Annotated in this window: 7 protein-coding genes and 1 pseudogene; 5 read left to right on the top strand and 3 right to left on the bottom strand. The window is 66.7% G+C overall.

From position 1 onward, the window contains the following. The 3 genes from G9373_RS44140 to G9373_RS44130 all read right to left on the bottom strand — a co-directional run. Positions 1–484, bottom strand: a 484-nt coding sequence (locus G9373_RS44140) for an aldehyde dehydrogenase family protein (protein ID WP_167121132.1), incomplete at its 3' end; no start/stop codon positions are given. 65 nt (positions 485–549) lie between these two features. Next, entirely contained in the window at positions 550–1,050 is a 501-nt protein-coding gene (locus tag G9373_RS44135; RefSeq protein ID WP_005572064.1) for a flavin reductase family protein, read from the bottom strand. A gap of 14 nt (positions 1,051–1,064) precedes the next feature. Next, complete coding sequence (locus G9373_RS44130; protein WP_005572065.1) at positions 1,065–2,420, bottom strand: NAD(P)/FAD-dependent oxidoreductase; 1,356 nt, start codon at positions 2,418–2,420, stop codon at positions 1,065–1,067. 549 nt (positions 2,421–2,969) lie between these two features. Here G9373_RS44130 and G9373_RS44125 point away from each other — a divergent pair. The 5 genes and pseudogenes from G9373_RS44125 to G9373_RS48465 all read left to right on the top strand — a co-directional run. Next, complete coding sequence (locus G9373_RS44125; protein WP_005572067.1) at positions 2,970–4,307, top strand: MFS transporter; 1,338 nt, start codon at positions 2,970–2,972, stop codon at positions 4,305–4,307. Between the two features lie 119 nt (positions 4,308–4,426). Then, positions 4,427–5,701, top strand: a complete 1,275-nt coding sequence (ribA, locus tag G9373_RS44120) for a GTP cyclohydrolase II (protein WP_167121130.1) — start codon at positions 4,427–4,429, stop codon at positions 5,699–5,701. An 86-nt stretch (positions 5,702–5,787) separates the two neighbouring features. Next, complete coding sequence (locus tag G9373_RS44115; RefSeq protein WP_167121128.1) at positions 5,788–6,213, top strand: RidA family protein; 426 nt, start codon at positions 5,788–5,790, stop codon at positions 6,211–6,213. Positions 6,214–6,333: 120 nt separating this feature from the next. After that, positions 6,334–7,113, top strand: coding sequence for an SDR family NAD(P)-dependent oxidoreductase (locus tag G9373_RS44110; RefSeq protein WP_167121126.1), 780 nt, complete (start codon positions 6,334–6,336; stop codon positions 7,111–7,113). Positions 7,114–7,156: 43 nt separating this feature from the next. Then, positions 7,157–7,290, top strand: a pseudogene (locus G9373_RS48465) (NAD-dependent malic enzyme); the annotation flags it as partial.

Raw genomic sequence — 7,290 nt, 5'->3', positions numbered from 1 at the left:
GGCCGGGATGGGCCTTGAGCACCACCGGGCAGCCGGCCGCCAGCGCGGAGGCGGTGTCGGTGCCGGCGACGGAGAACGCGAAGGGGAAGTTGCTGGCGGCGAAGACCAGGACCGGTCCCACGGGGATCTGGTACCGGCGCAGGTCCGGGCGGGCGCCGAGAACGAAGTCGGGATCTGCGCGGTCGATGATCACGTCCAGGAAGGTGCCGTCGATCAGTTCCTCGGCGAACATCCGCAACTGCACGCAGGTGCGGTTCAGTTCACCGCTCAACCGGGCCTGGGGAAGCCCGGTTTCGCTGATGGCCTCGGCGACCAGCCCGTCCGCGTGCGCCTCGAGGGCGTCGGCGATCGCGACGAGCACAGCGGCGCGACTGTGGGGGGTGCGGTCCTCCCAGAGCGGTGCGGCGGCAGCCGCGGCGTCGAGGAGACGGTCGAGCTGTGCGTCGGTGGTGTCCTGCTCTATCGAATGAGTGGTGTCAGTCATGAAGTGCGAAATCCTTTTCTGAATTCGAGGCTCGCGCCGGGGTGCGGCGCAGCCGGGGTTGTGGGTCAGGCGGCGGTGAGTTGCCGGATTCCGCCGAGTCGGCCCTGATGGAAAACGAGGGGCTCGCCGTGGCCGGCGTCCATCTGCAACACCCGAGCGATGACGATGACATGGTCGCCACCGTCGAGTTCATGCGTGACCTCGCAGTCGACGAACGCATGCGCCCCGTCGATCCGCGGCGATCCGGCCTCCGACAGCGACCACTCGACGTCCTCGAACTTGTTCGGCTGCTTGCTCGACAAGGCGCGGCACACCGACTCCTGGCCCGCTGCCAGCACACTGGCACACAACCGTCCGGCGGCGCGGACCTTCGGCCAACTGGTGGAGGTGTGCGCGACACTGAAGCTGACCAACGGCGGATCCAGCGACAACGACTGGAAGGTGCCGACCACCAGCCCGCACGGGAACTCGGGGTCCACGCCGATGCCCGACAGGGCGACCACGCCGGTGGGCAGGTTCCCCATCACGTTGCGGTAGTGCGCCTGGTCGATGGTGGAAGCAAACATGAGAGGGCTCCTTGTCAGATCGTGGTGCCGGACCCGGCAGCGGCGCGGGCGGAGTGGTCGGGGTGCAATTCGGCGGCGATGGCGCGTGCGGCGCGCAATGCGCTCTCGATGGCGCCGTCGATGAATCCGGCCCATAGGTTCGCGATGTCACTGCTCGCGAAATGCAGGACGCCTTCGGTAGCTTGCTGCGCGCCCAGGTAACGAGTGACCTGGTTCGGGCGGTTCATCATCCAGGTCTCCTGCGAGTACGGATCGCTCATCCAGTCGTGTCCGGTCACCTCGAGGACATCGAGATCGTCACGCCAGACGGTCAGTGCCTGCTGGACTGCGTCGCGGTCGTTCGGATCCAGCCGTGTCGAGTCGGCGCCGAAACCCACCAGGACCGCGTCGTCGTCGCCGAGGTATTCGGTGCGCACGACCGACAGCGGATGAGCGGCGGAGGAGTACCCGAAGAACGGGGCGATCGGACCGCGCACCCGGATCCAGCACTTGACGCCGCGTGAAGCCGCCTTCTCCTTGCTTGCGGCGAGCTTGCCGTCGTTGAGCGGTGGGGTGATGTCGAGGTCGCCGAGGATGTTCTGCGGCACGGTCAGCACCACGCGGTGCGCCGTGATCACCTGACCGTCGGCCAGATGCACGTGCGCGCGTTCGGCGTCGTGTTCGATGCGGGAGATCTCCGCGCCGGTGCGCAGTTCCGCGGTGGTGTCGTCGGCGATCGCCGCCACCAGGGACTGGGTGCCGTCGGCAAGGCGGAATACTGCCGACGCCTCGTGCATCAAATGCCACGAGCCGGCGGCGGCAGCGGTCCACCGCAGGGCGGTGGTGAAGGCTCCCTCGGTGAGGGGTCCGTTGAAGTGTCCGACCCAGGCCGCCTCGTTCGCCTGGTATTCGTCCTCGCTCAGCTGTAACCGGTCGAGCATGTCCTGCACGCTGTACCGGTCGATGTCGGCGAGCTCGGGCGCGGTGGTCGGCATGTCGGGGCGGGGGATGATTCGCATGGTGTCGGCGAGCATTCGGCGCATGCCGGGATCGATCAGTGCCATGAATTGATCGAGCGTGCCGGTGCGCACCTGGTCGCCGGCGAGCCAGTACGCCTGCTCCGCGCGGGGGCCGCGGGTCACCTCGAGTCCGTATCGGGTGATCTCGGCCCACACGTGCGGCTGCACCCAGTGCATCCAGGTGCCGCCGATCTCGAGGTCCCGGCCGAGGCGGTGGTCGGTCCACACCCTCCCGCCGAGCCGCGCACGCGCCTCGAGCACGACCACACGCAGTCCGGTGCGGGACAGCTCCCGGGCGGTGATCAGTCCGGCGATGCCGCCACCGACCACGACGACGTCGGCCTCTCGATGCTGGTGGGCGCTGTCTGCCATTGCCTCTCCTTAACGCCGGGAACTCAGGTGAGGGATCATCGCCCTCCGAACGCCTATCGTTCACAAATTGAACGTCTCGTTCAAAATTGCTGGTATTGATCCTGAGCCGTAGGTCACAATCTGTCAAGAGTTTCGGCCGCCCGGCGTGCGGCCGATCGGGTTTACGACTGCCGACGGGTGGCTTCGCGCCGCGACCGCGCGGCGCCAGGCGTTGCCGACCTGCGGCAAGGGTGTCGAATTCGCACCCGACGACAGGCCGAGGCGCGAGCCGCTCTTGACGGGCCTTGAGTCCCATGTCACAATTTTGACCACATCGTTCAGTTTATGAACACGTGGCGTGGCTGAGCTGCAGCGCCCTACCGATAGAGCCCATCCCAACGACCCGCAGTCGCCGGTGATCCCTCGGATTCCGCGGCCGTGCACCACTTCACGAAGGTTGTGACATCACGTGCGAACATCTGCTTCCCGCCTATCCGCCACTGCGCACGGTGATTGCCCACCGTCGTCGGTCGTGATCGCCACGTCGACGCGCACGAGCGAGGAGGGCTGATGACCATCACGAACAACTACCCCGTGAACATTGACGAGCAGTCAGTCGACAAGAAGCGCTTCCTGGTCAAGCTGACCGGTGTGATCGCCGGCGGCATGTTCATCGACGGCTACATTCTCGGCATCATCGGCACCGTCATCGGGGCCATCACCCTCGATCTCGGCATGTCGCTGTTCTGGGAGGGGCTGATCGGGGCGTCCGCGCTGATCGGCATCTTCATCGGCGGCCCCCTCGGTGGCTGGCTCGCGGACAAACTCGGTCGCAAGCCGCTGTTCACGATCGACCTGGTGATCTTCACCGTTGGTTCGGTACTGCAGTTCTTCGTCGACTCGACGTGGCAACTGTTCCTGGTCCGGCTGCTGATGGGCGTCGCGATCGGCGCCGACTACTCGGTCGGTTGGCCACTGCTCGCCGAATTCGCTCCTGCCCGTCTGCGTGGCCGGTTGATGGCCTGCAACGAGGTCGCCTGGTATTTCGGATTCATGACGGCCTTTATCGCCGGCTTCCTGATGACCGCCGTATGGTCTCTCGACTGGCGCATCGTGCTCGGCTCGAGCACTCTGCCCGCCGTCATCCTGCTCCTGGCCCGATTGGGTATGCCCGAATCCCCGCGCTGGCTGATGAACAAGGGCCGAACCGAAGAGGCAACCGAGATCGCCCATACGTATCTCGAAGACCCCGCCGACGTCCTCGACATCACCAACGAGCAAACCCGCAAGGGCACGTTCGGGATGTTGTTCTCCCCGGCCTACCGGCGCGCGACGATCTTCATCTCCGTCTTCTGGTTCTGCGTGGTGGCACCGTACTTCGCCATCGCCACCTTCGCAGCCAGCGTGCTCGCCGACTACGGTCTCGGGGACGGACTCGTCGGTGCCCTGGGGGTCAACGGCCTCGCCCTGGCCGGTGTGGTGGTCTCGGTCCTGCTCATCGAACGCGTGGGCCGGCGAAACCTGACCATTCCGCAGCAGTGGGTCTGCGCCGCGGTCCTGGCCGCCATCGGGCTGTGGACCTCTGCACCGCCGGTGCTGGTGCTGATCGGCTTCCTGGTCTTCGCGTTCGCCAACGCGATGTGCACCGCGCTGACCGGGGTCTACCCGGGGGAGATCTTCCCGACCGAGATCCGCGGCCTCGGCACCGGTTTCGCGACCGCGTTCAGCCGCGTCGGCGCCGGCCTGGGCACGTTCCTGCTGCCGTGGTCGATGCACAACCTCGGCGCGGGGATCACGATGCTCATCGCCGCCGGCATCTGTGTCGTCGGCGCCTCGGTCTCCCAGGTCCTCGCCCCGGAAACGATGGGCCGCAGTCTCAGTGAAACCTCCGCTCCGCACCAACGGTAACCACCCCCGATCCCGAGCGCGGAGTCGTCGGGCCGACAACGATGTCAGCCCGCGACTCCGCCTCGACCCAGAACGTCCCACCACACTCCGTGTGTTCGCCAAGGAAGGAGCCAGCGATCATGTCGACCATCTCGGACGCGGTCACCGCACTGGCAAACAAGGGAATGGTCCTCGTCGTCGACGACGAGGACCGCGAGAACGAGGGCGACCTGATCATGGCCGCCGAATACGCGAGCACCGATGCGGTCGCGTTCTTCCTCGAACACACATCCGGGTTTCTCTGCGTCGCCATCGACGACGCCCGCGCCGACAAGCTCGGCCTCGACCTGATGGTGCCCGACAACACCGAAGCCCACAAAACTGCATTCCTGATCAGCGTCGACTACCGGCACGGCACCACCACGGGAATCAGCGCGGGCGATCGCGGTGCCACCATCCGGGCCCTGGCCGACCCCGCCCTGCACTCCGCCGATCTCGCCCGGCCCGGGCACGTGATGCCGCTACTCGCGAAGCCCGGAGGTGTCCTCGAGCGCCCGGGACACACCGAAGCCGGAGTCGACCTGTGCCGCATGGCCGGGCTCAGCGGCGCCGCCCTGCTCTGTGAGATCGTCACCCCCGACCGGCGCGAGATGATGCGCCGCGACGACCTCGAACAACTCGCCGCACAACACTCGATCCCGATGATCTCCATCGCCGAACTGCGTGCCTGGCGCTCACGCACCGATGGAATGTGGCGCTCACGCACCGAGGGCACGGTGACACCGCTGCGCCACAACGCCGCCCGCTCCGAGAACACCGTCCTGCGGTCCGGGCGCAGCACCCTGCCGACCGAGGTCGGCACGTTCGACGCGCTCGCCTATCAAGCACCCGGCGACGGCGTCGAGCACATGGCCCTGGTGATGGGCGACGTTGCCGCCGCCGACGCCCCGCTGGTCCGGCTGCACAGCGAATGCATCACCGGTGACCTCGCCGGCTCCCTGCGCTGCGACTGCGGCCCCCAGTTCCGATCCGCCATGAGCGCGATCGCCGAGGCCGGCGCCGGCGTCCTGATCTATCTGCGCGGACACGAGGGCCGCGGTATCGGCCTGGGTCACAAACTGCGCGCCTACGAACTCCAGCAACACGAGGGCCTCGACACCATCGACGCCAACGTCAGCCTCGGCCTGCCGGTCGACAGCCGCGACTACCGCGTCGCCTGCGAAATCCTCGAGGACCTCGGGGTGGGCAGAGTGCGGCTGATGACGAACAACCCCGACAAGGTTCGGGCCCTGGGCGATCACGGCATCACCGTCGCCGAACAAATCCCACACGAGTCCTCACCGACCGCCTACAACCGCTCCTACCTGACCACCAAACGCGACCGCATGGGGCACACCCTGCAACGGCTCGGCTGACAACCCGTCACCCGACGAAGGCTGCGCCACACCTCACCCACCCCGGGTCCCGTACCGGGACCTGAACCGAAAGGACGACCCAGTCGATGACGACCACCGAGAACATCGTCGAAACCCGCCCAGCCCCCTTCACCTGGGCACAGTCCGCCCAGTACAGCCAGGGCACCAAGGCCGGAGACCTGGTGTTCACGTCCGGTCAGGCCGGCTACGACGACGCCGGCAACCTCGTCGACGGCGGCTTCGAGGCCCAGGCCCGCCGGGTGTTCCGCAACATCGAAAAGATTCTGCACCAGCACGGCGCCTCGATGTCGTCGGTGGTCAAGCTGACCGCCTACCTGGGCAACCGCGACGACTTCGACGCATTCAAGAAGGTCCGCGCCGAATTCTTCTCCAGCCCATACCCGGCGGTGACCGCGGTACAGAACTCGTTCCTCGTCGAGGGCATGCTCTTCGAAGCGGACGCTGTCGCCGTGGCCGGTGCCCAGCGAGTCCTCACCGACGACGCGCGCTGACCTACACGTGTTTCGGTGATTGCCGACGCGGCGATCGCGGCCGGGCGTACCGCCGTCCCCTCCCAACCCGGTGCGGGACCCTCCCCATCGGTCAAGGCATCCCAAGAAGGACGACCCTCGTTGGCCTCCACGCAGCTGACCCCGCAGACTCCACCCACACGAAACAGCAAACTGGTCCTGGTGACCGGTGTCGAACATCCTGAGGGCGCCTATGCTGCCCGCACTCTCGGCACTCACGGATTCGACGTCATCGCACACAGCTTCACCCCGGAGGCGGCCCAGCGGATCACCCACGACATCACCGGCTTCGGTGGCCACGCGACCGCCGCCGTCGCCGATCTCACCATCCAATGGGAGGTCGACCGGCTTTTCACCGGCATCGAAGACACCCACGGCCAGATCGACACCGTCATTCACGCCGCCTGGATCCCCGGACCCGAATCCACCGGCATGCCGCTCCAGTCGATCCACCCCCACGACTGGGACCGATTCCTCCACGCTCACCTGCGGATGCTGTTCACAACCGTGCGCCGGGCGATGCAGTCGATGAGTGACCGCAACCGCGCAGGATCCATCGTCACCGTCGTCGGCGTGGACCGATCAGCCGCTGACACACGGGAATCCACCCTGGCCCGTCAGGTGATAGACGGCGCGATCGAGGCCTTCACCGCCGCCGCGGCACACGACATCAGCGCGCGAACCCTACAGGTCAACACCATCCGTTTGATCGACGAACTCCCCTCACCCGAATTCGCCGACCAGCACATCACACCTGATTTCGACACTGCCCTCGTCTTTCTCGCCGACCCTGCCCACCACAGCTGGTCCGGCAAGGTGCTCTCCGCACCTGCACCTGCACCTGCACCCGCACCCGCGGTCCGGTTCGCCGCCGTGCACTGAATCCCACCACCGAGTCCCGCCCACCACCTTTGGAGTAACAGCCGTGACTGTCGTGTCCGAACCCACCACACCGCAGAAGGTCGAGCTGACCGACGAGGAGATCTTCGCCGGCCACATCGGGGGGAAGCTCTCGGTTGAGACCACGACCGCCCTCGATACGCAGCGCGCCCTGTCCAT

It is taken from the genome of Rhodococcus sp. A14 (genome assembly GCF_011603105.1).
In the GTDB taxonomy this organism is placed as follows: domain Bacteria; phylum Actinomycetota; class Actinomycetes; order Mycobacteriales; family Mycobacteriaceae; genus Rhodococcus_F; species Rhodococcus_F opacus.
This window is presented reverse-complemented; position numbering and strand designations above follow the sequence as displayed.

Excerpts from the sequence above, each read along its gene's own strand:
- G9373_RS44130 (WP_005572065.1), bottom strand. The coding sequence starts at position 2,420 with ATGGCAGACAGCGCCCACCAGCATCGAGAGGCCGACGTCGTCGTGGTC.
- G9373_RS44115 (WP_167121128.1), top strand. The coding sequence starts at position 5,788 with ATGACGACCACCGAGAACATCGTCGAAACCCGCCCAGCCCCCTTCACC.
- ribA (WP_167121130.1), top strand. The coding sequence starts at position 4,427 with ATGTCGACCATCTCGGACGCGGTCACCGCACTGGCAAACAAGGGAATG.
- G9373_RS44125 (WP_005572067.1), top strand. The coding sequence starts at position 2,970 with ATGACCATCACGAACAACTACCCCGTGAACATTGACGAGCAGTCAGTC.
- G9373_RS44135 (WP_005572064.1), bottom strand. The coding sequence starts at position 1,050 with ATGTTTGCTTCCACCATCGACCAGGCGCACTACCGCAACGTGATGGGG.